Raw genomic sequence first — 23,103 nt, 5'->3', positions numbered from 1 at the left:
AGCATCACGCGTTCGGCAGGTTACGGGCGAGCGCTTCCAGCACCGCCATGCGCACGGCGACACCCATTTCCACCTGTTCGCGGATCAGGGACTGCGCGCCGTCGGCAACAGCAGTGTCGATCTCAACGCCGCGGTTCATCGGGCCGGGATGCATCACGAGGGCATCCGGCTTGGCGTAAGCGAGCTTTTTCTGGTCCAGCCCGAAATAGTTGAAATATTCGGAGGTCGACGGCACGAAGGAGCCGTTCATGCGCTCGCGCTGGAGCCGCAGCATCATGACGATGTCCGCGCCTTCGAGGCCCTCGCGCATGTCGCGCGCGACCTCGACGCCCATCCGCTCGATGCCGGGCGGCAACAATGTGGTGGGGCCGACCACGCGGACGCGGGCGCCCATGGTGTTGAGCAGGATGATGTTGGAGCGGGCGACGCGCGAATGCAGAACGTCGCCACAAATCGCAATCACGAGCCCCTCGATGCGGCCCTTGTTGCGGCGGATGGTCAGCGCGTCGAGCAGCGCTTGCGTGGGATGCTCATGCGCGCCGTCGCCGGCATTGATCACGGAACCGTCAACCTTGCGGGCCAGCAGTTCCACCGCGCCGGAGGCGTGATGGCGCATCACCAGGATGTCCGGGTGCATCGCGTTGAGCGTCATCGCGGTGTCGATCAGCGTCTCGCCCTTCTTGATGGACGAGGACGCAACCGACATGTTCATGACGTCGGCGCCGAGGCGTTTGCCGGCGAGCTCGAACGAGGACTGGGTCCGGGTGGAGGCCTCGAAGAAAAGGTTTATTTGCGTCCGTCCACGCAGGACGGTGCGCTTCTTGTCAACCTGGCGGTTGAGCTCGACATATTCTTCGGACAGGTCGAGCAGGCCGGTGATGTCGGCCGCGGAAAGGCCCTCGATGCCCAGCAAATGCCGGTGGCCGAGGACGAAGGTCGATTTCGATGTCATTAAAGCGAGAGCTATAGGCGCGGATGGCTGGGGGGGCAAGGGCCAATGCCGGGGCGGGGAGTTATCCCCTGATCTGTCGGTCCCGTCGCCGTAAAAAGGGCGTGGATGGCCGGGAAAAGCCCGGCCACGACGATGTGGGGCGTTCCGTGAAATCAATTCGAATTGCGATTGTATTGATAGCGACCTTTTCCGCCGCCCACGCCCAATCGCTCCCCGGCGATTTCGTCTATCTCCGCGAGATCGATCCCAGCATCCTCCAGGACATCCGCTATGCCACCGCGAACAATTTCGTCGGTCGTCCGCTTGCCGGTTACGGTGCCGGCGAATGCGTGGTCAGGCGGGAGGTCGGTCTGCGGCTGAAGGCGGTCCAGCAGGAACTGGCTCAGCAAAATCTCTCGCTAAAAATGTTCGATTGCTATCGGCCGGCGCGGGCCTCGCTCGACATGGTGAAGTGGTCGCAGAACGGCCACGAGACGGCCGCCGAGCGGCGCTACAATCCGAAGATCCCGAAGACCGAGTTGTTCCGCCTCGGCTACATCGCGAGCCGCTCGCAGCATTCTACGGGGGCGGCGCTCGATCTCACTCTGGTCGATCTCAAGGCTGACAATTCCACCAAAATCGATCCCTCAAAATCCTATGCCGATTGTACCGCGCCGGTCGAGGCGAGGTTGCCGGAAGGCAGCGTCGACATGGGCACCGGCTATGACTGCACCGATGCGAAGGGCCATACCGCCGCGCCGTCGATCACGCCGGACCAGCGCGCCTGGCGCAAGCGGCTGGTGGCTGCGATGGCGAAGCAAGGCTTTGTGAACTATTCGAAGGAGTGGTGGCATTTTTCCCTGCCGGGGGCGGGCGGGGCGGCCTATGATTTCCCGATTCCGCCGCGGCATTGAGTGCCCGATGGATTGCCGCACCTCATGAAAGCTCTTTGATGGATTCCCTCAATCCCGAACACCCGCCACTGACCGCGACGCCAGCGGAACATGCGCCGCGCGTCTGGATGTTCTGGGGCACGGCGGTGTGGGGCATCGTCATTTTCGCGGCAATGTTCGTCGGGCAGATCGGTGCCATCGTCTATCTGGTCTGGCGCCACGGCGCTCCCATGAGCCTCGCGTCGATGCAGGACGTCGGTCGCGAACCTGCGGCGCTCGCGCTGTCAGTGACCATGGGCCTGCCGGCGACGCTGGCTGCGGTGTGGCTTGCCATCCGCATCAAGAAGGCCTCCTTTGTCGACTATCTCGCGCTGCATTGGCCGTCCTGGAAGCAGTTGCTGTTCGGGGCTGTCGGGCTGATCCTGATCGTGGTCGCCTGGGAGACGATGTCGCGGAGCCTCGGCCGCGAAGCGACGCCGGGCTTCATGACCGATCTGTTGAAATCCGGCCGCGACAAGGGCGCGGCGCTGATGCTGCTGTTCGCCTTCAGCGTGGCCGCGCCGATGTCCGAAGAGGTTCTCGCACGCGGCTTTCTGTTTCGCGGCTGGTCAGCGAGCTTCCTGCGCGTGCCCGGCGCGATCATCCTGTCGTCGCTGGTGTGGACCGCGGTGCATCTGCAATATGATCTCTACTTCCTCGCCGAGGTCTTCTCCATCGGCCTGTGGTTCGGCTACATGCGCTATCGCGCCAATTCGCTTTGGCTGACGATCGTGCTGCATGCGCTGAACAACATGACGGCGGTGGTGCTGACGATGTGGCTGGGGAGCTGAGGCGCGCGGCTTGGCGACCAAACTGCTTGCGTATCGCTGCCGGGGGCGCCATTCGTTATTGACGGTCGGCAACAGGTCTTGATACTCTGGGTAGAGACAAGATTTATAATCCCCGCTAAGTTGTTTTCAAAATCCCTCATGACGGATTTCAAGAACGCGAGTGCTCCCGTCCTCCGCCCGCAGTCTGCCGGTCGGACCTGGGATTTTTGGGAGACGACGCTAGTTGCCTTGATTGCAGACGGCGCTTTCGTTTTGACAGGCTGGATGGTGTTGAACGTCATTCTGGCTGCGAGCGTCGGAGTGAAGTCTTTCACTCCAGGAGAATTCCAGACGTTGGCGTCACAGGGACGGTGGTACGGAGTTTTCCTTATTTCAGGGGCGCCGGCGGCCATCGCGGTGCTTTGGGTTGCGATCCGGATGGCCGGGCGAGAGTTCGGCGAATATCTTGCTTTGAATTGGCCAACCGGGGGCGAAATCGTCCGAGTGCTCGCCATCACGACGATCTTTATGTCGATTGAGGGCTTTGTGCTGTCGAAGATGAGCACAGGTGGATATCAATCCGACCCCACGCTCATCGTAGGAAGTGCCGGCGGATTGCTTGCGTGGCTTATTGGAGGCTGTATCGCCGGACCTCTTATGGAAGAGTTTGTGGTTCGCGGCTTCCTGTTCCGCGGTTGGTCGGAATCTTCCCTTGGACCAGTCGGTGCCATCGTTCTTACATCGGCTGTATGGGCGCTAAATCATACCCAGTACGATTGGTTCGGACGCGGGATTATTTTCGCCTTCGGACTTGTTCTTGGTCATCTTCGATGGACCAGCAATTCCACATGGACCGCAGTGGTGGCTCATTCGGCCTGTAATACCGCTATCCTTCTTACATTAGGGCGCTACGTCTAGCGCCTCAGGCCACCAGCGCGATCGCGATCGGCATGGTGATCGCGGCCAAGATCGTCTGAAGCGTGATGATCTGCGCCAGTAGCGGGGCGTCGCCGCCCATCTGGCGGGCCAGCACATAGGCGCTGGGCGAGGTCGGCACCGCCGCGCAGATCGCGACGATCGCGAGGTTGGTGCCTGACAGCCCGAACCAGACGGCGAGCGCCAGCGCGAGGACAGGCATCAGAGCCAGCTTGAACGCCACGCCGAGCATCACGCCAAGGCTCGGGCGGAACAGGCCCTTGAGTTGCAGGCCGGCGCCGGTGACGAGCAGGCCGATGGCGAGCGAGGAGCGGCCGAGCGCATCGGCAACCTCGTGCCAGATCTTTGGCGGCGGCAAATGGATGACATTGATGGCGAGCCCGATCACGCAAGCCCAGATCAGGGGATTGCGGACCACCGTCATGACGATGGCGCGGGCCGACTGTTTTTCCGGCGACGCATAATGCGCGAGCACGGCGACGCTGAACACGTTGACCAGCGGGATGATCGCGACCATCGCCACCGAGGCTAGCGCCAGCCCGAGATCGCCATACAGATTGGCCGAGACCGACAGCGCGACATAGGTCTGCCACCGCGTTGCGCCCTGGAAGATCGAGGTGAAGGCGGGACCGTCGATGTCGAGCCGCGACAGGGCCGGGCGGAGCGCGAGGCACAAAAGCGACATCGCGAGCGCCGACAGCAGCAGCGCGCCGCCGACGCCGGCCACCGGCACTTTCGTGAGATCCGCCTTCACCAGCGTCTGGATCAGCAGCATCGGAAACAGCACGAAATAGGTCAGCCGCTCCAGCCCATGCCATTGCGTGTCCAGCCGCATCAGGCTGTGCCTCAGCACGACGCCGAGTACGATCAGGATGAAGACCGGCAGCAGCGCCGCGATCACCACAATCATGGATCAGCCAGTCCCCGGGCCCGCGCGAAGATTGGCGAGCCGGTCGAGCGCGCCTTGCAGGATGAAGATCGCGGCGTGCTCGTCGATCACCTCGGCGCGCTTGGCGCGGCTGACGTCCATGCCGATCAGCTCGCGCTCGACGGCCGCGGTCGAGAGACGCTCGTCCCAGAGGCCGATGGGGAGTGTGGTCAGCCCGGCAAGGTTGCGGGCAAACGCCCGGGTCGATTGCGCGCGGGGGCCCTCGCTGCCGTCCATGTTGATGGGCAGGCCGAGCACGAAGCCGACGGCCTTGCGTTCGGCTGCGATGGCGAGCAGCCGGGCTGCGTCCTGCTTGAACGCCTTGCGCTGGATGGTCTCGACGCCGGTCGCCAGCCGGCGATCCGGATTGGACACGGCAACGCCGATGGTTTTGGTGCCCAAGTCGAGCCCGACCAGCCCGCCGCGCTCGGGCCAGTGGGTTGCAGCATCGATCAGTGGCAGGATGAGAGCCGGCATGGTTTAGCGCATATCACGCGTCGCGCCGCGGAGTGAACCCGTAACAATGGATGCACTGACTTTATTCGGCCTGTTTGCGGTCACCGCGATGCTGGTCTGTTATGCTTTGGAGGACCGCAGCCACTGGTTCGTGCTGCTGTTCGCCATCTCCTGCGCACTCGGCTCGGCCTACGGTTTTTTGCAAGGCGCCTGGCCATTCGGCCTCGTCGAGGCGATCTGGGCTTTGGTTGCGCTGCGGCGCTGGCATCTCAGGCCGCAGAGATAGTTCGGGCGAGGGACCTGCCGGACGGCAGGCTGATCCTCGCCCGGGTCAGGGCGGATCGCGATCGAGATCAGCGGATCGCGATCGGGTTGATCATGGCCTGCACGCCGCCAGTCCAGCGCGGCTGTCCCAGCACGAACAGGAATTCATAGCCCTTGTCCTTGGCAAGTGCTGCCGTATCCATGTTCTCGAGGATGTAGGTCCCGTTCATCGCGAGCAGGATCTGGTGCACCTCGAAAATGTTCTTGGACTCGAACGGCAGCACCTCGAGCGCCCAGGTGTCGGCACCGATCGCGACGACACCCTTGCTGGTCAGGTACTTCGCGCCTTCGACGCCGAGGCCGGGCTCGCCCGCCGAGTAGCGCTTGTCGTCCTTGCCGATCAGGCTGAGCCAACCGGTGTGGAAGATGACGACGTCGCCCTGGCGGATCTCGACGCCCTGTTTCTTGGCGACTTCGTCGATCTCCTTGACGTTGAAGGCGGTGCCTTCCTTGACGATGTCGGTGTTGTAATAGGCCGCCATGTCGAGCAGCACGCCGCGGGTGACGATCGGCGGCACCTTCTCGATGCCGAGCTTCTTCAGCCCGTTCGGATCGGCGAAGTCGGCGAGCTTGTTACCGTTGTAATAGACGTGCTCGACGCCGAGATGTCCGAGACCGTCGATCTGGCTGCCGATGCCGACCCAGGTGTCCAGGATGTCGTCATTATAGGTCGCCTTGTTCGGCCCGAGGCCGGGGATGCCGGCTTGTCCGGGCTGCACGATGGTCAGCTTGAATGCGCGCGGAGGATAGGCCGGCGTTTGCGGCGTGACGGGAATGCCAAGCGCGTAAGTCTTGCCGGTCTTCACCAGAGACGCCGCCTTCAGCACGAGCTCGGGCGTCATGTAGTTGGCGGCGCCGATCTCGTCGTTCGGTCCCCATTTCGATTTGGTCCAGTCCTGGGCGCTTGCACTTCCTGATATCGCCGACAACACGGCGACACAGCACAACACGAGCGTATTGCGCATCGATAGTCCTCCCGATGTTTTTGCCGATGTTTGTTTGGCTTCGTTATGGTTTCGCGCTGGCCAGTCGCGCATCCTAACGTGGAAAAGTCGCGCGCTTCAAAACTTTTCGATGTGCCGTGCTGCGGCGGCTGAGCACAGCATCGAGCGCGCGCAGTGCAAGATGATTCAAGTACGACAGATTTGTGACAGTGAATTTCGTGCGGTGGAAACACCGCGTCGCGTCAAGCCGCGATGACGTCGTCGTCATTCTTCAGGCAGGAGACGAAACCTTGCAGCGCGCTGGATTGATGTCCGGCGCTGCACTGGACGAAGAGCGTCTCGACGCGTGCGTGCGAGAGGCCCAGCGTGTGGATCGAGACGCTGCCGTTCATCGCGCTGCGTTCGACGACGGCGCGCGGCAGCAGGGTCACGCCCATGTCGGCGGCGACGCAGCCGATCATGCCGTCGAGCGTGCCGAGCTCGAAGCGTGCGGCTGACGGCCAGCCATACTCGACAAAAATCTGTTCGAGCCGCTGGCGGTAGGTGCAGCCGGCGCGGAACGCGAGCGCGGTCGGACCGGATTCCGGCGTGCCGGCGCGCAGTTCGGCAAGCGAGGTCCAGCGCCGTGCGCTGACCAGCACCAGCTCTTCGCGGAAGGCGCTGGTCGCAGTGAGATCGGGATGCACGATGGGACCTGCGACGAAGGCGCCGTCGAGCGTGCCTTCAAGCACGCCGGCGACGAGGTCGGCGGTGGTTGCGGTGCGCAGGCTCAGCCGGACGGCGGGGAAGCGGCGGTGGAAATCGGCGAGCAGGGGAGGCAGCCGCACCGCTGCCGTCGTCTCCATCGAGCCGATCGCGAGCGGTCCCTTCGGCTCGCCGTCATCGCGCGCGGCCAGCACTGCTTCGCGCGACAGCGCAGTCATTCGTTGCGCGTAAGGCAGCAGGCGCTTGCCGGCACCGGTCAGCGTCATGCCGCGGCTGTGACGTTCGAACAGCGGCGTGCCGATCTCGGCCTCCAGCGCCTTGACGCGCTGGGTGACGTTGGATTGCACGGTGTTGAGCTCTTCGGCAGCGCGGGTGATGCCGCCGGTGCGGGCGACCGCGGCAAAGGTCTGGATATCGCTGAGTTCCATAAGTGTCGTTTCGCTTTTGAGATGGCAACGTTCGCAACAATTCATTTTTCAAGAATGCTAGTCGCCTCTAGTCTCGCTGTCCAGATCAGGGAGGGGGCCATGCCCATTGCGACGTCGCTGACGAGGTTGCTGGAAATCAGGCATCCCATCCTGCTGGCACCGATGGATATCGTCGCCGGCAGCAGGCTGGTAATGGCGGTGAGCCGTGCCGGCGGCTTCGGCATTCTCGGCGGCGGCTACGGCGAGAGGGCGTGGCTTGAGCAGGAGACGGCGAAGCTCGCCGAGCTGCGCGCGCCGTTTGGGATCGGCTTCATCACCTGGAGCCTTGCCAGGCGGCCGGAGCTGCTCGACATCGCGCTGGCCGCAAAGCCGTCTGCAATCATGCTGTCATTCGGCGATCCCGCGCCGTTCGCATCAAGGATCAAGTCCGCCGGTGCGCGCCTGATCTGCCAGGTGCAGGATGAGGCGATGGCGCGGCAGGCGCTCGATGCCGGCGCCGACGTCCTGATCGCGCAGGGGACCGAGGCGGGCGGTCACGGCGCGTCCCGCAGCACAATCGATCTCGTGCCCGCCATCGTCGATCTCGCCGCGGGCCGCGTGCCTGTGGTCGCGGCTGGCGGTATCGCCGACGGGCGCGGGCTTGCCGCCATGATCATGCTGGGCGCGAGCGGCGTGCTGCTCGGCACGCGCTTCTATGCGAGCCTGGAGGCCGATGGCGCGGAGGAGGCCAAGCGCCGCATCTGCGCGGCGAATAGCGGCTCCACGTTGCGCGGCATCATCTTCGATCTCTCGCGCAACAATGTCTGGCCGGCGCCTTTCACGGGAAGGTGTCTGATCAACGACCATGCCAGGCGCTGGAACGGCCGCGAGGTCGAGTTGATGCAGAATGTTGCCGCAGTCGCGGCGGACTATGCCGCGGCAAAGGCCGCCGGCAATTTCGACGTTGCGGCCGTGATCGCGGGCGAGGCGGTCGGACTGATTCATGATATTCCCCCCGCAGCGGAGATCGTCGAACGGATTGCGGTCGAGGCGGAGCAGCTGATCGCAGGCCGTCGCAACTCCATCGCTTCCGCTGCCTGAAACGCGAGAGAAAAACCATGTGGCCTGACCGTCGATTGATCGACCTCTTCAAGACCGAACTCCCGATCGTGCTGGCGCCGATGGCCGGCATTATGGATGCGGAGCTGGTGATCGCGGTGGCGGAGGGCGGCGGGCTCGGCTCGCTGCCGAGCGCGCTGCTGTCGCCGGAGAAGGCGCGCGAGCAGGTCAACATCATTCGCCAGCGCGTGAAGGCGCCGGTGAACATGAATTTCTTCTGCCACACGCCGGTCGACCTCACGGCCGAAGCCGAGGCGCGCTGGAAGCAGCGGCTCGCGGGCTATTACACCGAGCACGGTCTCGATCCCGCCGCGCCGATCAACGCCGCGAACCGTGCTCCGTTCGACGCCTCTTTCTGCGAAGTTGTCGAGGAGTTGAAGCCGGAAGTCGTGAGCTTCCATTTCGGCCTGCCGGATCAAACGCTGCTCAAGCGTGTCAAGGCGGCTGGCTGCCTCGTCATCTCGTCGGCGACGACGGTCAAGGAAGCGGTCTGGCTCGAGCAGCACGGCGTCGATGCCGTCATTGCGCAAGGCGCCGAGGCCGGTGGCCATCGCGGCATGTTCCTGACCGACAAGATCTCCGAGCAGCCCGGCACGTTTGCGCTGGTGCCGCAGGTCGTCGACGCCGTGAAGGTGCCGGTCATCGCGGCAGGTGGTATCGCCGACGGGCGCGGTATTGCCGCGGCCTTTGCGCTCGGCGCCTCCGGCGTGCAGATCGGCAGCGCCTATCTGCGCTGTCCGGAGTCCAAGGTCAGTGCGGGCGGCCGCAAGGCGCTCGCTGAGGCGCGGGACGATTCCACCGTCATCACCAATGTCATGACCGGCCGTCCGGCGCGCGGCGTCCAGAACCGCCTGATGCGCGAGGCAGGCCCGATCTCGCCGGACGCGCCGCCGTTTCCCCACGCCGCAACGGCCCTGGCGCCGCTGAAGGCGGCTGCCGAAAAGCAGGGCAGGGTGGATTTCACCAATCTCTGGGCCGGCCAGGCGATAGGCATGGGCCGGGAGCTTCCTGCGGCCGAATTGACCCGGGATTTCGCCAAATCGGCGCTGGCCCGCATGAAAGCGCTGGCTGGATAGGGCAGCCGCGCCGGTTGCGGCGCAAAAGCGGCCTCTGCTATACGGCACATAGGTTTTGCCGTGAGAGGCCTTATATAATGTCCGTCGACGCCGCTACCGTCCGCCGCATCGCGCATCTGGCGCGCATTGCGGTTTCCGAGGACGAAGTTCCGCATCTGCAAGGCGAGCTCAACGCCATGCTCGCCTTTGTCGAGCAGCTCTCGGAGGTCAATGTCGAGGGCGTGGAGCCCATGACCTCGGTCACCCCGATGCAGATGAAGAAGCGGCTGGATTTGGTCAATGACGGCGAGATCGCCGACGATATCGTTGCCAACGCGCCTGCGACCGAAGGTCACTTCTTCCTGGTGCCGAAGGTCGTCGAGTAAGATCTCAATTCAGGACGCTGTCCGATGTGCATGCTTTGCGACGATGAGAAGGCCTATCAGGCCTACATGAATTATCTCGACAAGATGGAGCGGCAGGGCAAGGCTGCCGATCCCGATGTCGCCGTCAATGCCGTGCTCGACGAGATCGAGGCGGCTGCGAACGCCGCCGCCAAGAAAAAAGACGACCCGGCCAACGACAAAACCCTGTCTCCGTTCTTCTGCAGCCCGATCAATAAATGACCGATTTGACATCGCTGACGCTCGCCGAAGCCCGCAAGGGTCTCGCGGCCAAAACTTTCACGTCACTCGAGCTGACCGATGCGCATCTGTCCGCGATCGAAGCCGCGCGCGTGCTCAACGCCTTCGTGATGGAGACGCCCGACCAGGCGCGCAGCATGGCGCGCGAGGCGGACGCTGAGATCGCCAAGGGCGATGCCGGTCCCCTCGCGGGCATCCCGCTCGGCATCAAGGATCTGTTCGCGACCAAGGGCGTGCGCACCACGGCGTGCTCGAAGATCCTCGGCAATTTCGTGCCGACTTATGAGTCCACCATCACCTCGCAGCTCTGGCGCGACGGCGCCGTCATGCTCGGCAAGCTCAACAATGACGAGTTTGCGATGGGCTCGGCGAACGAGACCTCGTGCTTTGGTCCCGTCGCCAATCCCTGGCGGCGTGACGGAAGCAACGCCACACTGGTGCCGGGCGGCTCGTCCGGCGGCTCGGCCTCGGCCGTGGCGGCGCTGCTCTGCATGGGCGCGACCGCGACCGACACCGGCGGCTCGATCCGCCAGCCGGCGGCGTTCACCGCGACCGTCGGCATCAAGCCGACCTATGGCCGCTGCTCGCGCTGGGGCATCGTCGCCTTTGCCTCTTCGCTCGACCAGGCAGGTCCGATCGCGCGCAGCGTACGCGACAGCGCGATGCTGCTGCGCTCGATGGCCGGGCACGATCCGAAGGATACAACCTCGGTCGACATTCCGGTGCCGGACTACGAGGCCGCGATCGGCCAATCGGTGAAGGGCAAGAGGATCGGCATCCCCCGGGAGTACCGCCTCGATGGCATGCCGGCCGAGATCGAAAAGCTCTGGAGCGAGGGCGCGGCGTGGCTGAAGGCGGCGGGCGCCGAGCTCGTCGAGGTGTCACTGCCGCACACCAAATATGCTCTGCCGGCTTATTACATCGTGGCGCCGGCCGAGGCGTCCTCCAACCTCGCGCGTTACGACGGCGTGCGCTATGGCCTGCGCGAGCAGGGCAAGAACATCCACGAGCTCTACGAGAACACCCGCGCCGAAGGGTTTGGCGCGGAGGTGCGCCGCCGCGTCATGATCGGCACCTACGTGCTCTCGGCCGGCTATTACGACGCCTATTATCTGCGCGCCCAGAAGGTGCGCACGCTGATCAAGAAGGATTTTGAGGATTGCTTCGCTGGGGGCGTCGACGCGATCCTGACGCCGGCGACGCCGTCGGCTGCCTTTGGCATCGGCGAGAAGGGCGGGGCGGACCCCGTCGAGATGTATCTCAACGACATTTTCACGGTGACCGTGAACATGGCGGGCCTGCCCGGCATCGCCGTGCCCGCCGGCAAGGACGCGCAAGGCCTGCCGCTTGGGCTTCAGCTGATCGGCCGTCCTTTCGACGAGGAGACGCTGTTCTCGCTCGGCGAGGTGATCGAGCAGGCCGCCGGCCGCTTCACGCCCGCGAGGTGGTGGTGAATGTCGCTGGCTTCATCGCAAGCCTCGACGGCGCGGCGCCCGCGCCGGGCTTGAACGCGCCGCTCGCCGGCCTGTGGTGGGCCGGCAAGGGCGACTGGGATCAGGCGCACAAAATCGTTCAGGACGAGAGCAGCCGCGAGGCAGCCTGGGTGCACGCCTATCTGCACCGCGTCGAAGGCGATCTCGGCAATGCCGGCTATTGGTATCGCCAGGCCGGCCAGCCCGCGGCAAAGGATTCATTGGAAGCGGAGTGGGAGCGGATCGCTGTCACACTGCTCGGGAGCACGACATGAGCACGGCCACGCACAAGCTTCTCAAGGGTGCCACGGGTGACTGGGAGATGGTCATCGGCTTGGAGGTCCACGCCCAGGTGACCTCGAACTCAAAACTGTTTTCGGGCGCGTCGACCGCGTTCGGCGGTGAGCCGAACAGCCACGTGTCGCTGGTGGATGCCGCGATGCCGGGCATGCTGCCCGTCATCAACGAGGAATGCGTCAGGCAGGCTGTCATCACCGGGCTCGGTCTGAACGCGCAGATCAATCTGCGTTCGGTGTTCGACCGCAAGAACTATTTCTATCCGGACTCGCCACAGGGCTACCAGATCAGCCAGTACAAGTCGCCGATCGTCGGCGAGGGCGAGGTCGTGGTCGAACTGGACGGCGGCAAGACGGCGACCATCGGTATCGAACGGCTGCATCTGGAGCAGGACGCCGGCAAGTTGCTGCACGATCAGTCGCCGACCATGTCCTTTGTCGACCTCAACCGCTGCGGCGTGGCGCTGATGGAGATCGTCTCCAAGCCCGACATCCGCGACGCCGAGCAGGCCAAGGCCTATGTGACCAAGCTGCGCTCGATCCTGCGCTATCTCGGCACCTGCGACGGCGACATGGAAAAGGGCTCCTTGCGCGCCGACGTCAACGTCTCCGTGCGCAAGCCGGGTGCGCCGCTCGGCACCCGTTGCGAGATCAAGAACATGAACTCGATCACCTTCATCGGCCAGGCGATCGAGTACGAGGCACGTCGCCAGATCGAGATTTTGGAGGATGGCGGCGCGATCGACCAGGAAACGCGGCTCTACGATCCCAACAAGGGCGAGACGCGCTCGATGCGCTCGAAGGAAGAGGCGCACGACTATCGCTACTTCCCCGATCCCGATCTGCTGCCGCTGGAATTCTCGCAACAGTTCGTCGACAAGCTGAAGACGGAGCTGCCCGAGCTGCCGGACCAGAAGAAGACGCGCTTCGTCGCCGATTTCGGCCTGTCTGCGTACGACGCGAGCGTGCTCGTTGCCGAGCGCGAGAGCGCGGTGTTCTACGAGACGGTGCTCGACAGGCTCGGCAACCGCGCGCGCGACGGCAAGATGGCGGCGAACTGGGTGATCAACGAGCTGTTCGGCCGTCTCAACAAGGAAGGCCGGGATATTACGGGCTCTCCCGTGAATGCCGAACAGCTGGCCGCGATCATCGACCTGATCGGCGAGGGCACAATCAGCGGCAAGATCGCCAAGGATCTGTTCGAGATCGTCTGGCAGGAGGGCGGCGACCCGCGCGCGCTGGTCGAAAGCCGCGGCATGAAGCAGGTGACGGATCTTTCGGCGATCGAAAAGGTTGTCGACGACATCATCGCGGCCAATCCCGACAAGGCGGCGCAGGTCAAGGACAAGCCGCAGTCGCTCGGCTGGTTCGTCGGCCAGGTGATGAAGGCGTCCGGCGGCAAAGCCAACCCGCAGAGCGTCAACGACCTGCTCAAATCCAAGCTCGGCATCTAGCCTCACGCATTCGAACGAGGTGACGGACACGCGTCGTCACCTCGCGCGGCGTCGAGATGAGACGCGCGCACGCATCGCCGACAACGAACTTCATCCCGTCGAGGTCACGATGCGCATGCGAATCGCAGGTCGGGCGATTCGCGCAAAACGGCGACTTGCACGCGCTCTGATGAGCGCTTCCGCCGTTAAGCATGAAAATAATTTCGTTGCCAAAACCCGCGACTCAGAGTCCGCGCATCGCCTCCGTGACGCGATCGTGCGCGTTGCAGCGCGCTTCATCGCGCTGATCACGCGTGACGTGCGCGCGCAGGATATGACTTGCTGCATAGGGTTTTCTTGCAATCGCTGTGCTTGCCGACGTCGACATTGCGAGAAGCATTTGCAATCGCAGACGCGTGTCTCCGCGTGTCGGCAAATCAGGCGCGGCTGGCGCACGCGCGCTGCGTCGTCAACACTTCCTTAAGTGGGAAGATGTTTTTTTCGTCGTGTTGGTGTATTCGGAATGAGTGTGCACTCGATCCCCGAATGCATGCAGCGATTAAGCCATCTCACACATCGGAGGGCAACATGGCCAAGAAAGCTAAGAAGGCGAAGAAGGCGAAGAAGGCGAAGTCCGCAGTGAAGAAGACTGCGAAGAAGACCCGCAAGGTTGCGAAGAAGAAGTAACTTCGCTTTTCGAAGTTGCCGGCTCCTAGAGAGCCGGCACGTCATCAGCGCCTCCTAGAGGTTCTGGTCGACGATAGAGGGTGTCGGCGAGACATCAGGTCAACGGTCGGATCGTTCTCTTCGCGGGTTCGCTCGCTAAAGCCCGGTCCGGCAGAAGAAACAAGTTTTCTTCGTTCGGTGCGGTTCTCCGCAAGGAGCTCCGCAATTTCACAAGCGGCCTTCGGGTCAATGTGAAATCTGGTCCTGACGTGTTCGCCGACGCCCTCGTTCCTTGAGGCCGGGGTATTGCCGGCATTCCCTTTTCCGACATTGCTGATCTGACCCCGACGGCGTCGCGCTGCGTTGGCCGCACTGCCTTGGGGCAGGCGAGGGCTGCGGCCGCACTGTTGAACGCGCCCTCGGGTGTCATGGCCCGGCTTGACCCGCCGATCCCATACGCCGAGACGGCAGTGGTTGACTCGGTGGGCCGCGGCGTACCGGATTCCGCGCCGGAGCCTGTCATCGGGCTCGCCGAAGGCGAGATCTGGTGGCGGGGAATGACAGGGGCAAGTGCGGTCACGACGGCGCGCCCCTCCCACAAATTGTAACCACAGGGCACGCACCACTGCGCGCGATGGTTATCGTTCTCCCAAAATCCCAAGGTAAACCGAATCTGACGAATCGCAGAAGTGGCTGCAAAACAGGGGCTTTTTGAATTCCGCGCGCAGGCGGCGCGCGCTCGCGTTTACGTCTGCTTCATCGCGATACTTAAACTGCCATTCAAATTTGCCCGCCATCATTGTCTCCAACAGGCCGGCAAACGGCTTGGCAAGAAGACTTCGCAAAGAAGACTTGGGGATGAGTTGAACCGCGCGGTCCCAGAAGGGATCACGCAAATCAGAGTTGGACGGGAGCCGCGCTCGGGGGAACGAGACGGCATAAGAAAAAAGGGGATGCGTTATGTTTCAGGGTACTTTCGATCTCGAGACGGCGACGCCGATCGATGCGAGCGCGCTGTCGGACGTGCTGTTCGAGCGCGGCATCTATTGGGCGAGCGGCCGTTCCGGCCTCGTCGATCTCGTCGCCGCGCATAAATGGTTCAACCTCGCCGCCCTGAAGGGCCACAAGGACGCCGTGACGCTGCGCCAGGAAGTTGCCGGTCAGATGTCGGAGACCGAGATCTCGGCCGCGCAGCGCGACGCGAGGGCGTGGGTTTCCGCGCATTGAGCGGAGAATCGCATCCGGCCCGTGTTTTCATGGGCGGCTCCGGTTCCATTGAATCAAGTTCCTGCATCGTGCCGCCACTCAAGAACCCGCGCGGCATGAGCGACTTCGTCTGATTCAACGTCTGGGCCGATGAGGCGGTGCTGATTGCGCCCTCGCACGGGCGGATATGGCGCTCCGGCCGCTAGATGAGGGCACACATAATATAAGTGAGATCGCGAATCGGGCTGAACTCGGCCGCGCTGATCCTTGCGCGAGGCTTTCGCTGCTGTTCCGCGCAGTCTTCAGGTGAAAGACCGCGCAGACCTTGATTGTGCCGCTGGGTGGCGGAGAGGGAGGGATTCGAACCCTCGATACAGCTTGAGACCGTATGACGCTTTAGCAAAGCGTTGCCTTCAGCCACTCGGCCACCTCTCCGGTGCGAGCCTTATGCATCTATTTGCTTGGGCCGGTCAATTTGTAACCGTGTGTTTGTGCTCGAATATTCCCAGCGATTTTCGCGGCAGGGGCCTATCGAGGCTTTGAATCTTTCCATCTCCGCCAATCGAGCTGCCGGCCCGGGTCCCAATCATCCCCGCTATTCATAAAGACTGTCCGCCGCGCGGGCCTTGAGCGGCGTCGTGTCCGCGCTTGCGACAAGTAAAGAGTGGTGGAGGGGAGGCTGTGCCTCCTCCTTGAGGCTTCTTCTGATTCCACGATTCGAGCGCGTCAAAGCCGTTTCGGATCGAGGTCCACGCCGATCACGCCTCACGTGGGGAATTTCGGCGGCAAATGGAACCGACCAGAAAATTCAAACAAAAACAATATGTTGCGAGGGTGCTCTGATCACATCTGCGTGTTATTTGTGCAACACTTGCCGGGAAACACGCTTCATTGGCCCGTTTCGGAGCGTTCTGTTGTTGTGTGTGCAAAGGCGTTCGGTAATTGTGACTGAGCGACGGAGGGGGGCATCCCGAGGTCGTCCCGGTTTAGGTGGTTCGCTTAAGTCCCTCGCGTTAGCGGGTGTGTCCGAAGGCGCGAAGCGGCTAAGCGGTGAAATTAAGGGACAAGGGAACCAACCTTAGGGTGTTTCACCCAGCGGATCCGGAACCTTCCCTATGGCAAACTTGGAGGTTTAACATGAAGTTGGTTAAGAGCCTTTTGCTCGGTTCCGCGGCGGGTCTGATCGCCGTTGGCGGAGCGCAGGCAGCCGATCTCCCCGTGAAGGCCAAAGCGGTCGAATACGTGAAGATCTGCTCCCTGTACGGTGCGGGTTTCTACTACATCCCGGGCACCGACACCTGCATCAAGCTGGGTGGTTATCTGCGCGCTGAAGTCGCGCTGAACACCAACTCGGACTACGGTGCGCAGACCACCACGAACAACGGTTCCCGCAACCGTCTGACGAACTACTACACGATGCGCGCTCGTGAAGATTTCAACATCGACACGCGCACCGCGACCGAGTACGGCGTTGTTCGTACCTTCTTCGACGGCGTCTTCTCGTGGACGACGGGCAACTATCAGGGTCTCGGCAGTGCAACTGGCGGAACTCAGTATAGCGGCACCCTGGGCCTCAACGCGGCTGGCACAGGCCTGGCGGGTTCAAGCGGTGGCGCGGTCAACTCGACTGACGGCAACACCTCGGGCGGTTCGCTCGGCGTGTACTACGCCTTCATCCAGTTCGCCGGCTTCACGATGGGTAAGGCCGTGTCGCAGTTCGACGCGCCTTGGAACAACTACCCCGGCAACAACTACGACAGCCTCGTCGGCGGCAGCGGCACTGTCACTGGTGTCAACCAGTTCAGCTACACCGCTGACTTCGGTCAGGGCATCACGGCTGCGTTCTCGGCGGAAGACGCGACCCAGTACTATCAGGCCGGCAACCTCAACATGACCGGCGCAACCGCGGCCGGCATGGTTGGTGGTGCGTACGGTACCAACGCCATCGGCGGCTCGCGTTCGCCGAACCTCGTTGCGATGCTGCGTGTCGACCAGGCCTGGGGTCTCTTCCAGGCGTCGGTGGCTGCGCATGACAACCACGTCGGTTACTACGGCGCGACCGAACTCACCGGTCATCCCGATGACAAGTGGGGTTGGGCTGTTCAGCTTGCTCTGTCGATCAAGAACATCCCGACTGGTGCGGGTGACGTGATCAACATCCAGGGCGTCTACACCGATGGCGCGACCCGCTACAACTTCCAGAACCTGGCGGGCAGCAGCTACTCGATGTTCGGCAACTCGGGGACGGCCTACCAGAGCGTCGGCTTCGCCAATGCTCCGGACACCGTGTACGTCACCGGCAGCTCGCAGGAAACCGTCAAGACCTGGGGCTTCCGTGGCGCTTACACCCACAACTGGGATCCATACTGGAACACCGCGATCTACGGTGCCTACGCTCAGGCGCAGTTCGGTTCGCTCGGCAAGACCACGCTTTGCGGCGTCGGCGGTGCCGGCGGCGTGTTCGGTGGCCTCGCTGGCGTGACGGGTTGTAACCCGGACTTCGCCATCGGCCAGGCAGGTATCATCACCCGCTGGACCCCCGTCAAGAACCTGACGTTCTCGGCTGATCTCGCCTGGACCCACCTTGACCAGAAGTACTCTGGTACGGTTGGCGTTACCCCCTCCAGCGTGACCGCCAAGCCGACCGCTTTCTACGAGCTGAAGGATCAGGACACTGTGACCCTGCTCCTCCGCGCTCAGCGCAACTGGTAAGCTCGATCTAACTGATCGACTTCCGAGGCCCTCAGCGGGAAACCGCTGGGGGCCTTTCGTTTGAGCCGACGAAGCGTTGAGCGTCGAAGGGCAGGTGATGATTGCAAGGACGGACCCGGTCCCGGCTCTCGATACGAAAGAGGCCACCATAACGGAGACGGCCTCTCCGGTTCTGAACCGCAACCGTCCCTATTTCACGTCCAGCGTCCGGCAGTAGTTGGAGCTCTCAACTCCGGTCCAACCCCGCTCCATCCTGTTGGTTTGGCACTCGTAGAAGGTTTTGAAGTTGAGAACGTTTCTGCAGTTGTGACCCACACCGCTGGACAGGGAGCATTGGACTCCACCGGCATTGCTGGTTTGGGCTGCGACTTTGATGGGGGCGGCACTCACTGGCGCGATTGACATGGCGACAAGAGCAAAAGCGGACACTGCCAACGTCTTCATGGCTTTCCTCATTTTTGTTTGTTTGGGACTGCAGATGCCTATCCCAAAACCGATGCTACCAGAGCGCGCGTGAACCTGCACACTCAATCCAGGCATATCTGTAATTGAGGAGGCATGCTTTCGCTGGAAAGAAGTCGCCGCTACTCCACGCTGGCGGTGCCGCGGCGCAAATCGGCCTCGATCTGCAACCGCGTGCCGCCGCCGAAGCGGGCGCGGTAGACCTGCAGGTTCTCCATGATCCGCTGCACGTAGTTGCGTGTCTCGGAGAATGGAATGAGCTCGACCCAGTCGACAGCGTCGACCTTGGCATCGCGCGGATCGCCGTAGCGGTCGATCCATTTCTTCACGCTGCCGCGGCCGGCATTGTAGGCGGCAAACGTCATGATGTAGGAGCCGCGATAATCCTCGAGCAGCCCGCCGAGCTCGGCCGAGCCGAGCGTGGCGTTGTAGACCGAATCGTTCTTCAGCCGGCCCAGGTCGTAGGTCGCGCCGTGCCGCTTGCAGACATAGCGCGCGGCATCCGGCGTCACCTGCATCAGCCCATAGGCCTGCGCGGGCGAGACCACGGAGGGGTTGAACGCGCTTTCCTGGCGCGCAATGGCATAGACGATGCTGCGCTCGACCTCGGGGCCGATCGGCGTGAACTGCGGAATGCCGTTGACGGGATAGGCGTAGAAGTCGAACGGCAGGCCGCGGTTGAGCGCGGCCTTGCCGAGCAGCAGCATGCCGCGCGCGTCGCTGTAGCGCTGGGTCAGCTCGCCGAGGCCGGCGAGGGCTTCGGGATCGCCGTTCTCGCCCATGTCGGCGAGAACAGGTATCGCCATCTCGCGCTCATCGAGTTCATAGAGCAGCTGCGCGGCGCGCACGATCTCGAGCCGTTCGGCGCCCCGGCCGCGCGGCTGGCTGTTGAGCTCGATCTGCGGCAGGCCGAGCTTTGCGCGCGCGAGCTGGCCGTAATAGCTGGTGGATTGCTCGGCGGCCCGCGCATAGGCATTGCGCGCCTCCTGCTGGCGGCCTGACGCCTCCGCGGCGCGGCCCTGCCAATAGCCGGCGCGCGCCAGCGTGGTGGGATTGACGCTGCCGACGCCGATGCGGGCAAAATGCTGGGTAGCCGCGGCGGGATCGTTGAGGAAGCGCAGCGCGATCCAGCCCGCGGTGAACTCCTGCTCGGTCTTGTAGATGTCGCGCGAGGGCAGCGCCGCATCGCGCGCGATCAGATAGGCGCTGCGGAATTCCTCGGTGTCGATCATCTTGCGCGCCAGCAGGCGCCGCTCGATCCACCATTCGTCGAGATTATAAAGCCGGTTCGGATCCTTCGGCGCCGACAGCATCAGCTGGGCCGCTTCTGCAAACTTCTCTTCGCGGCGCAGCAACTGGATCTTGCTGAAGATGAAGCCGGGATCGCTATGCAGCTCGCGCGGCACCTCATCGAGCAACGCACGGCTGTTCGGCGCTTTCTTCAAGGAGGCGATGCGGGCCTTGGCCAACGCGACATAGCCGGCGCCGAGGCGCTTGGCGGCGCGCAGCGCGGCCTCGTTCTCGCTGCCGTAGAGCAGCGTGTCCATCCGCGCCTTCTGGTCGCCGGGCGTCAGCAAGGCGCCGAACTGGTCGAGCGCGGCGTTCTCGGTGTCCTCCGACATCGGATCGCTACGCCAAGCCTCGCGCACCAGCCGTTCGGCATTGGCGCGGTCGCCGCGCGCCAGCATCGCCTTGGCGAGCGTGAAGCGGCCCTTGGCGGAGATCGGGGATTCGTTCTCGAACCACGACCACGCGACGGAATCGTCGCGCCTGTCGTCCCACATCGCGGCCTCCAAGCGCCGGCGCAGGAAAGTCTGCGACGGCCAGCTCGGATTGGCGGAAAGGAAGGCGCGGTAGCGCTCCACGGTCGCGCCATTGTTCTCGCTGCGCAGGATGATCCATTCGGCGAGCTTTCGAGCGACCGGATCGGAGATGGAGGCCGCGGTATCGGTGGCCTCGCCCGACTTGCGCTTGCGCACGAACTCGATGACGTTCTCCAGCGTGTCCTTGTCGGCTTGCGATGTCGACGAGGTCGCAGCGACCGCGGCGGGCGTGACCGGCTTGCGCGGTGCGGCGTGCTGACGGGTTGCAGGCGCAAGTACGGGCGCTGGAATTGGCTTGGCGGCGGCTGCCGGCGCGGTTGGTCTGACGGTGGCCGTCGCGGCCGGCGCGGGTGCGGCTTTGGGAGACGAGCCGTTGGCGGTCGGATGTGATTTTGGCGCGGGAGCCGCCGCCGCAGGCTTGGGCTTGTCCTTCGCTGGTTCCTTGCCAGCGCCTTTGCCAGCATCCTTGCTGGTATTCTTGCTAGCATCCTTGGCCGGCTTCTTCGCAACATCTTTGGCGGGAGCGCTCGCTGCTCCCTTGGTCGCGTCCTTGCCGGTTCCCTTAGCCGATCCTTTGGTCGATCCCTTCGCGGTGTCCTTGGTCGCTGGCTTCGCGGGTTCCTTGGCGCCTTCCGGGGTCGTCTCATTGGACTTAGCCAAGGCGGCGCAGCCGACCGACAGCCCTGCCGTCAGGCACACGACCAGACCTAGGGATCGCCATGCGGCGCGCGGAAAGGAGATCACGGCGTTTCGTCGCCCCGAATCAGTCAATTGGCTCAAGACCCAGTTGTACAAGATCTGGCTGTATTTGATTGAATATGCGGACAAAATACCAACAGCCGCTTACCTTGGCCGGGTTTGCACCACCACCGCGGCAAAATCGCGGCCTAAACGGTGCGTCACACGGAAGCGGGTCTTTTACCGGCGGGATAGACCCGATATGAATGCGGCTTGCTCTCGAGATAGCCGCGTACGGAGGAAGTCCATGGCAGCCAAGACGAAATTCCGGGGTTCGTTCACCGCCTTGGTCACGCCGTTCAAGAACGGCTCGCTGGACGAGGCGGCGTTCCGCTCCCTGGTCAACTGGCAGATTTCAGAGGGCACCAACGGCCTGGTCCCGGTCGGCACCACCGGCGAGAGCCCGACGCTGAGCCATGACGAGCACAAGAAGGTCGTCGAATGGTGCATCGAGGAAGCGAAGGACCGCGTGCCCGTCGTCGCCGGCGCCGGCTCCAACTCGACCAAGGAAGCGATCGAGCTCGCCCAGCACGCCGAGAAGGCGGGCGCGAACGCGGTGCTGGTCGTGACGCCTTACTACAACAAGCCGACCCAGGAAGGCATGTACCAGCACTTCAAGGCGATCAACGACGCGATCGGCATTCCGATCATCATCTACAACATCCCGCCGCGCTCGGTGATCGACATGTCGGTCGACACCATGAAGCGGCTGTGGGAGTTGAAGAACATCGCCGGCGTCAAGGACGCCACTGCCAGCATGGTGCGCGTGTCGCAGCAGCGCGCGGCGATGGGCGAGGATTTCAACCAGCTCTCCGGCGAGGACGCGACCATCCTCGGCTACATGGCGCATGGCGGCCACGGCTGCATTTCGGTGACCTCGAACGTCGCGCCGCGCCTGTGCTCGGAGTTCCAGGCGGCATGGGCGAAGGGCGATCATGCCACCGCGCTGAAGCTGCACGACAAGCTGATGCCGCTGCACAACAACCTCTTCATCGAAAGCAATCCGGCGCCGATTAAGTACGCGCTGTCGCTCCTCGGCAAGCTCGACGAGACGCTGCGGCTGCCGATGGTGCCGGTTACTGAGCCGACCCGCGTTGCGGTCCGCAGCGCCATGGTGCACGCCGGCCTGATCAACTGATGAAGTAGCAGATCGGGGAGCCGTTCATGAGCGCCGACGAAAAGGGCAGGCAGATGCTCCAGGAGTTCCGCGACTTCGCCATGAAAGGCAACGTCGTCGATCTCGCGGTCGGCGTCATCATCGGTGCGGCCTTCGGCGCCATCGTCACGTCGCTGGTCGGTGACATCATCATGCCGATGATCGGCGCCGCGACCGGCGGCCTCGACTTCTCGAACTACTTCGTCCCCTTGTCGAAGGCGGTGACCGCCACCAACTTAGCGGATGCGAAAAAGCAAGGTGCAGTACTTGCTTACGGAAGCTTCCTGACGCTGACGATCAACTTCATCATCGTCGCCTTCGTCCTGTTCCTGGTGATCCGCGCCATGAACACGCTGAAGCGCAAGGAGGAGGCGGCGCCCACCGCTCCGCCAAAGCCGTCCGCGGAGGTCGAACTGCTGACCGAGATCCGCGATCTCCTCAAGAAGTCTTGACGCGCGCGCTTCATCCAAACTGTTAGCGTCGCGACGCATCTCGATCAGGTTTGTCTGACATGGCCGATAAGAACGAACGTCCTATCAAGGTCATGGCGGAGAATCGCAAGGCCCGCTTCAACTATGCGATCGAGGATACGATCGAGGCGGGCATTGCGCTGACCGGCACCGAGGTGAAGTCGATCCGCAGCGGCAAGAGCACGATCGCGGAATCCTACGCCGATTCCAAGGACGGCGAGATCTGGCTGATCAACGCCACCATTCCCGAATATCTCCAGGGCAACCGCTTCAACCACGAGCCGAAACGGCCGCGAAAACTGCTGCTGCACCGCAAGCAGATCAACAAGCTGATGGGCGCGGTCGACCGGGAGGGGATGACGCTGATCCCGCTCAAGCTCTATTTCAACGAGCGCGGTCGCGCCAAATTGCAGCTGGCAGTTGCAAAAGGCAAGAAGCTGCACGACAAGCGCGAGACCGAGAAGAAGCGCGACTGGAGCCGGGAGAAGGGCCGCCTGATGCGGGCGAGGGGATAGCGC

Annotated in this window: 22 protein-coding genes and 1 tRNA gene; 16 read left to right on the top strand and 7 right to left on the bottom strand. The window is 63.3% G+C overall.

The genetic code is table 11. The features are described from left to right. Nucleotides 1–4: 4 nt before the first annotated feature. A complete protein-coding gene (locus IVB29_RS10435; protein WP_129272223.1) occupies nucleotides 5–952 on the bottom strand; it encodes an aspartate carbamoyltransferase catalytic subunit in 948 nt (315 codons plus the stop codon). A 173-nt stretch (nucleotides 953–1,125) separates the two neighbouring features. Here IVB29_RS10435 and IVB29_RS10430 point away from each other — a divergent pair, with 173 nt between their 5' ends. The 3 genes from IVB29_RS10430 (at nucleotide 1,126) to IVB29_RS10420 (ending at nucleotide 3,551) form a co-directional block, all read left to right on the top strand. Continuing rightward, complete coding sequence (locus tag IVB29_RS10430) at nucleotides 1,126–1,845, top strand: M15 family metallopeptidase (RefSeq protein WP_247503528.1); 720 nt, start codon at nucleotides 1,126–1,128, stop codon at nucleotides 1,843–1,845. Between the two features lie 38 nt (nucleotides 1,846–1,883). Further along, nucleotides 1,884–2,654 (top strand): CPBP family intramembrane glutamic endopeptidase, encoded by a 771-nt coding sequence (locus IVB29_RS10425; protein ID WP_247503300.1) that lies wholly within the window; start codon nucleotides 1,884–1,886, stop codon nucleotides 2,652–2,654. Nucleotides 2,655–2,792: 138 nt separating this feature from the next. After that, complete coding sequence (locus IVB29_RS10420; RefSeq protein ID WP_247503299.1) at nucleotides 2,793–3,551, top strand: type II CAAX endopeptidase family protein; 759 nt, start codon at nucleotides 2,793–2,795, stop codon at nucleotides 3,549–3,551. A gap of 4 nt (nucleotides 3,552–3,555) precedes the next feature. On the opposite strand, the gene IVB29_RS10415 is transcribed toward IVB29_RS10420, so the two are convergent. Beyond that, a complete protein-coding gene (locus IVB29_RS10415) occupies nucleotides 3,556–4,479 on the bottom strand; it encodes an AEC family transporter (protein WP_247503298.1) in 924 nt (307 codons plus the stop codon). A gap of 3 nt (nucleotides 4,480–4,482) precedes the next feature. Continuing rightward, entirely contained in the window at nucleotides 4,483–4,974 is a 492-nt protein-coding gene (gene ruvX / locus IVB29_RS10410; protein ID WP_247503297.1) for a Holliday junction resolvase RuvX, read from the bottom strand. A 46-nt stretch (nucleotides 4,975–5,020) separates the two neighbouring features. On the opposite strand from ruvX, the gene IVB29_RS10405 reads away from it, so the two are divergent. Beyond that, nucleotides 5,021–5,239, top strand: a complete 219-nt coding sequence (locus tag IVB29_RS10405; protein ID WP_247503296.1) for a hypothetical protein — start codon at nucleotides 5,021–5,023, stop codon at nucleotides 5,237–5,239. A 67-nt stretch (nucleotides 5,240–5,306) separates the two neighbouring features. Here the strand turns inward: IVB29_RS10405 and IVB29_RS10400 are convergent, their stop codons facing one another. After that, complete coding sequence (locus tag IVB29_RS10400; RefSeq protein WP_247503295.1) at nucleotides 5,307–6,242, bottom strand: cyclase family protein; 936 nt, start codon at nucleotides 6,240–6,242, stop codon at nucleotides 5,307–5,309. 221 nt (nucleotides 6,243–6,463) lie between these two features. Continuing rightward, on the bottom strand, nucleotides 6,464–7,354 hold the full coding sequence (locus IVB29_RS10395; RefSeq protein ID WP_247503294.1) for a LysR family transcriptional regulator: 891 nt from the start codon (nucleotides 7,352–7,354) through the stop codon (nucleotides 6,464–6,466). Between the two features lie 54 nt (nucleotides 7,355–7,408). On the opposite strand from IVB29_RS10395, the gene IVB29_RS10390 reads away from it, so the two are divergent. The 8 genes from IVB29_RS10390 to IVB29_RS10355 all read left to right on the top strand — a co-directional run bounded on the left by IVB29_RS10390 (nucleotide 7,409) and on the right by IVB29_RS10355 (nucleotide 15,245). Further along, complete coding sequence (locus IVB29_RS10390) at nucleotides 7,409–8,434, top strand: nitronate monooxygenase (protein ID WP_256466878.1); 1,026 nt, start codon at nucleotides 7,409–7,411, stop codon at nucleotides 8,432–8,434. A 17-nt stretch (nucleotides 8,435–8,451) separates the two neighbouring features. After that, nucleotides 8,452–9,528, top strand: a complete 1,077-nt coding sequence (locus tag IVB29_RS10385; protein WP_247503292.1) for a nitronate monooxygenase family protein — start codon at nucleotides 8,452–8,454, stop codon at nucleotides 9,526–9,528. Between the two features lie 77 nt (nucleotides 9,529–9,605). Next, a complete protein-coding gene (gatC, locus tag IVB29_RS10380) occupies nucleotides 9,606–9,893 on the top strand; it encodes an Asp-tRNA(Asn)/Glu-tRNA(Gln) amidotransferase subunit GatC (protein WP_247503291.1) in 288 nt (95 codons plus the stop codon). Between the two features lie 24 nt (nucleotides 9,894–9,917). Further along, complete coding sequence (locus tag IVB29_RS10375) at nucleotides 9,918–10,133, top strand: hypothetical protein (protein ID WP_247503290.1); 216 nt, start codon at nucleotides 9,918–9,920, stop codon at nucleotides 10,131–10,133. Further along, entirely contained in the window at nucleotides 10,130–11,605 is a 1,476-nt protein-coding gene (gene gatA / locus IVB29_RS10370; protein ID WP_247503289.1) for an Asp-tRNA(Asn)/Glu-tRNA(Gln) amidotransferase subunit GatA, read from the top strand. The genes IVB29_RS10375 and gatA overlap by 4 nt, the downstream gene beginning before the upstream one ends. Further along, nucleotides 11,596–11,898 (top strand): hypothetical protein, encoded by a 303-nt coding sequence (locus IVB29_RS10365; protein WP_247503288.1) that lies wholly within the window; start codon nucleotides 11,596–11,598, stop codon nucleotides 11,896–11,898. Before gatA ends, IVB29_RS10365 begins: the two co-directional genes overlap by 10 nt. Beyond that, nucleotides 11,895–13,373: an Asp-tRNA(Asn)/Glu-tRNA(Gln) amidotransferase subunit GatB gene (gatB, locus tag IVB29_RS10360; RefSeq protein ID WP_247503287.1), complete on the top strand. Its 1,479-nt coding sequence runs from the start codon at nucleotides 11,895–11,897 to the stop codon at nucleotides 13,371–13,373. The genes IVB29_RS10365 and gatB overlap by 4 nt, the downstream gene beginning before the upstream one ends. A 1,605-nt stretch (nucleotides 13,374–14,978) precedes the next feature. Beyond that, complete coding sequence (locus IVB29_RS10355) at nucleotides 14,979–15,245, top strand: hypothetical protein (protein WP_247503286.1); 267 nt, start codon at nucleotides 14,979–14,981, stop codon at nucleotides 15,243–15,245. 321 nt (nucleotides 15,246–15,566) lie between these two features. On the opposite strand, the gene IVB29_RS10350 is transcribed toward IVB29_RS10355, so the two are convergent. After that, nucleotides 15,567–15,659 (bottom strand) — tRNA-Ser (locus IVB29_RS10350). A 702-nt stretch (nucleotides 15,660–16,361) separates the two neighbouring features. On the opposite strand from IVB29_RS10350, the gene IVB29_RS10345 reads away from it, so the two are divergent. Beyond that, nucleotides 16,362–17,936: a porin gene (locus IVB29_RS10345; protein WP_247503285.1), complete on the top strand. Its 1,575-nt coding sequence runs from the start codon at nucleotides 16,362–16,364 to the stop codon at nucleotides 17,934–17,936. A 584-nt stretch (nucleotides 17,937–18,520) separates the two neighbouring features. Here IVB29_RS10345 and IVB29_RS10340 read toward each other — a convergent pair. Continuing rightward, complete coding sequence (locus IVB29_RS10340; protein ID WP_247503284.1) at nucleotides 18,521–20,965, bottom strand: transglycosylase SLT domain-containing protein; 2,445 nt, start codon at nucleotides 20,963–20,965, stop codon at nucleotides 18,521–18,523. 241 nt (nucleotides 20,966–21,206) lie between these two features. Here IVB29_RS10340 and dapA point away from each other — a divergent pair, with 241 nt between their 5' ends. From dapA to smpB, 3 genes are read left to right on the top strand one after another with little or no spacing between them, the layout of a single operon-like run. Then, nucleotides 21,207–22,097, top strand: a complete 891-nt coding sequence (gene dapA, locus IVB29_RS10335) for a 4-hydroxy-tetrahydrodipicolinate synthase (RefSeq protein ID WP_247503283.1) — start codon at nucleotides 21,207–21,209, stop codon at nucleotides 22,095–22,097. A gap of 26 nt (nucleotides 22,098–22,123) precedes the next feature. After that, nucleotides 22,124–22,567: a large conductance mechanosensitive channel protein MscL gene (mscL, locus tag IVB29_RS10330; RefSeq protein WP_247503282.1), complete on the top strand. Its 444-nt coding sequence runs from the start codon at nucleotides 22,124–22,126 to the stop codon at nucleotides 22,565–22,567. Between the two features lie 59 nt (nucleotides 22,568–22,626). Next, a complete protein-coding gene (gene smpB / locus IVB29_RS10325; protein WP_211385897.1) occupies nucleotides 22,627–23,100 on the top strand; it encodes an SsrA-binding protein SmpB in 474 nt (157 codons plus the stop codon). Nucleotides 23,101–23,103 lie beyond the last annotated feature (3 nt).

The sequence above is a fragment of the Bradyrhizobium sp. 1 genome, assembly GCF_023073315.1.
GTDB lineage: Bacteria > Pseudomonadota > Alphaproteobacteria > Rhizobiales > Xanthobacteraceae > Bradyrhizobium.
This window is presented reverse-complemented; position numbering and strand designations above follow the sequence as displayed.

Bases quoted from the DNA above. Each gene is read 5' to 3' on its own strand.
- mscL (WP_247503282.1), top strand. From the start codon at position 22,124: ATGAGCGCCGACGAAAAGGGCAGGCAGATGCTCCAGGAGTTCCGCGAC.
- gatB (WP_247503287.1), top strand. From the start codon at position 11,895: ATGAGCACGGCCACGCACAAGCTTCTCAAGGGTGCCACGGGTGACTGG.
- IVB29_RS10425 (WP_247503300.1), top strand. From the start codon at position 1,884: ATGGATTCCCTCAATCCCGAACACCCGCCACTGACCGCGACGCCAGCG.
- IVB29_RS10420 (WP_247503299.1), top strand. From the start codon at position 2,793: ATGACGGATTTCAAGAACGCGAGTGCTCCCGTCCTCCGCCCGCAGTCT.
- gatA (WP_247503289.1), top strand. From the start codon at position 10,130: ATGACCGATTTGACATCGCTGACGCTCGCCGAAGCCCGCAAGGGTCTC.
- IVB29_RS10400 (WP_247503295.1), bottom strand. From the start codon at position 6,242: ATGCGCAATACGCTCGTGTTGTGCTGTGTCGCCGTGTTGTCGGCGATA.
- gatC (WP_247503291.1), top strand. From the start codon at position 9,606: ATGTCCGTCGACGCCGCTACCGTCCGCCGCATCGCGCATCTGGCGCGC.
- IVB29_RS10415 (WP_247503298.1), bottom strand. From the start codon at position 4,479: ATGATTGTGGTGATCGCGGCGCTGCTGCCGGTCTTCATCCTGATCGTA.
- ruvX (WP_247503297.1), bottom strand. From the start codon at position 4,974: ATGCCGGCTCTCATCCTGCCACTGATCGATGCTGCAACCCACTGGCCC.
- IVB29_RS10395 (WP_247503294.1), bottom strand. From the start codon at position 7,354: ATGGAACTCAGCGATATCCAGACCTTTGCCGCGGTCGCCCGCACCGGC.
- IVB29_RS10385 (WP_247503292.1), top strand. From the start codon at position 8,452: ATGTGGCCTGACCGTCGATTGATCGACCTCTTCAAGACCGAACTCCCG.
- IVB29_RS10405 (WP_247503296.1), top strand. From the start codon at position 5,021: ATGGATGCACTGACTTTATTCGGCCTGTTTGCGGTCACCGCGATGCTG.
- smpB (WP_211385897.1), top strand. From the start codon at position 22,627: ATGGCCGATAAGAACGAACGTCCTATCAAGGTCATGGCGGAGAATCGC.
- IVB29_RS10375 (WP_247503290.1), top strand. From the start codon at position 9,918: ATGTGCATGCTTTGCGACGATGAGAAGGCCTATCAGGCCTACATGAAT.
- IVB29_RS10355 (WP_247503286.1), top strand. From the start codon at position 14,979: ATGTTTCAGGGTACTTTCGATCTCGAGACGGCGACGCCGATCGATGCG.
- dapA (WP_247503283.1), top strand. From the start codon at position 21,207: ATGGCAGCCAAGACGAAATTCCGGGGTTCGTTCACCGCCTTGGTCACG.
- IVB29_RS10435 (WP_129272223.1), bottom strand. From the start codon at position 952: ATGACATCGAAATCGACCTTCGTCCTCGGCCACCGGCATTTGCTGGGC.
- IVB29_RS10345 (WP_247503285.1), top strand. From the start codon at position 16,362: ATGAAGTTGGTTAAGAGCCTTTTGCTCGGTTCCGCGGCGGGTCTGATC.
- IVB29_RS10390 (WP_256466878.1), top strand. From the start codon at position 7,409: ATGCTAGTCGCCTCTAGTCTCGCTGTCCAGATCAGGGAGGGGGCCATG.